This window comes from Halobacillus sp. BBL2006 (assembly GCF_000786645.1).
GTDB lineage: Bacteria > Bacillota > Bacilli > Bacillales > Halobacillaceae > Halobacillus.
Map to the genome: position 1 here is coordinate 1 of NZ_JRNX01000032.1, position 1,604 is coordinate 1,604.

2 protein-coding genes are annotated in these 1,604 nt (G+C 42.8%); both read left to right on the forward strand.

Annotation, left to right across the window (positions count from 1 at the left end):
• A partial coding sequence (locus tag LD39_RS01465) for a saccharopine dehydrogenase family protein (RefSeq protein ID WP_035542102.1) occupies positions 1 to 828 on the forward strand: 828 nt, incomplete at its 5' end.
• 204 nt (positions 829 to 1,032) lie between these two features.
• Positions 1,033 to 1,383 (forward strand): VOC family protein, encoded by a 351-nt coding sequence (locus tag LD39_RS01470; protein ID WP_035542104.1) that lies wholly within the window; start codon positions 1,033 to 1,035, stop codon positions 1,381 to 1,383.
• The last annotated feature ends 221 nt before the right edge of the window (positions 1,384 to 1,604 follow it).

A 1,604-nucleotide genomic window follows, 5' to 3' on the forward strand; every position in this document is an offset into this window, starting at 1 on the left:
GTGCTGAATCATAATGAGGAGGCAAAAGCGGCCGGTGTAACGGTCATTCCCGATCTTGGCGTCGCCCCTGGGATGATCAACATCCTCTCAGGATACGGTGCCAGTAAGCTCGATCATCTGGATTCGATCCGTCTTTTCGTCGGAGGCATACCGGTAAAACCCGAGCCGCCCATTGAATACAATCACGTATTTTCTATGGAGGGTTTGCTGGACCATTATACAGACCCATCAGAAATCATCCGGAACGGCAAATTAAAAGTGGTTCCTTCCCTAACGGAGCTTGAGCCTTTGTATTTCGAGCGATTCGGACCGCTTGAAGCTTTTCATACATCGGGAGGAACGTCGACTTTATTGAAGTCTTACCCTGACATTGACACCCTAGAGTACAAGACGATTCGCTATCCAGGCCATGCGGAGAAAATGAAGCTGTTAGTGGATCTGAATTTGACGGGGGCCGACCATGAAGTAGAAGTGAATGGACAAAAAGTGAAAACACGCGAAGTTTTATTGAAAACCATCGATCCCATCGTAGATTTGAAGGATAAAGATGATGTCGTACTGCTTCGAGTAGAAGTAGGAGGGACACAGGACGGAATAGCGACAACATATCAGTATGAAATGATCACTTATAAAGACAGAACCAATCAAGTAACAGCAATGGCCAGAGCTACCGCTAACACAATCTCAGTCGTTGCCCAGCTTATCGGCCATCAGACAATCACGAAGCGGGGCGTCTGCCCTCCAGAGCAGATTGTTCCAGGAGATATCTATATCGGTGAGATGGCAAAACGCGGGGTTATCATTTCTGAGACATTTATAAGAAAATAATAGTAAGTAGCAAGGACGCTTTCATTAATCATTTGAGAGCGTCCTTGTTCATTGTTTATTGCATGTTAAAGGAAATGAGGAGAGCGTAGAAGGAGTCAGGTTCTTATAGATTTAAGTTTAGAAAAAGGAAACTCTCGAAAAATATCGAATAATTAGCTAGAGTCCAGCTTTTGGAAATAGATGATGGAAAGGGGAGAGTAGGAAATGGGAAACGTTGTCGGCTTTGAATTGAGTAGTCAGGAACCAGAAAAAGCAGCCCGGTTTTATGCGGAAGTATTTGGCTGGGAAATTTTTGAGCCAAAGTGGGATTATTGGCCGGTGACTCCTGCAAAGGATCAAGTGTCTTTAAGCGGAGGCATCAGCAAAGGACCTGAGGATTACCCTCACGGAACAAGAATTCAAATTGAAGTAGAATCCATTCAGGATGCTATAGGGAAGGCCAAAGAGAACGGGGCTATGGTCGTGCGGGAGCCAATGGAGTTCGATGAGTTTTATCTTGCTTACTTAGTTGATCCGACAGGCAATGGAATTGGACTGATTCAACAAAAAAGGTAGTTTATACTACTGAAATATTAAAAGGTACCACTTTCTTGATTGGAAGTGTGTGCTTATAGATAGTTTAAGGATCAATTGAATTGAAACCATACATGAAATTTTCAAAACTAAACACTCTTTAATTGGCGCAGTTCTGTAATAAGAAGCTGCGTCTTTTTTTGAGAGAAATGTCGAGTGAGGAGCGTTAAATCATCTAGAATTACATAAAAATAAAGAAATAA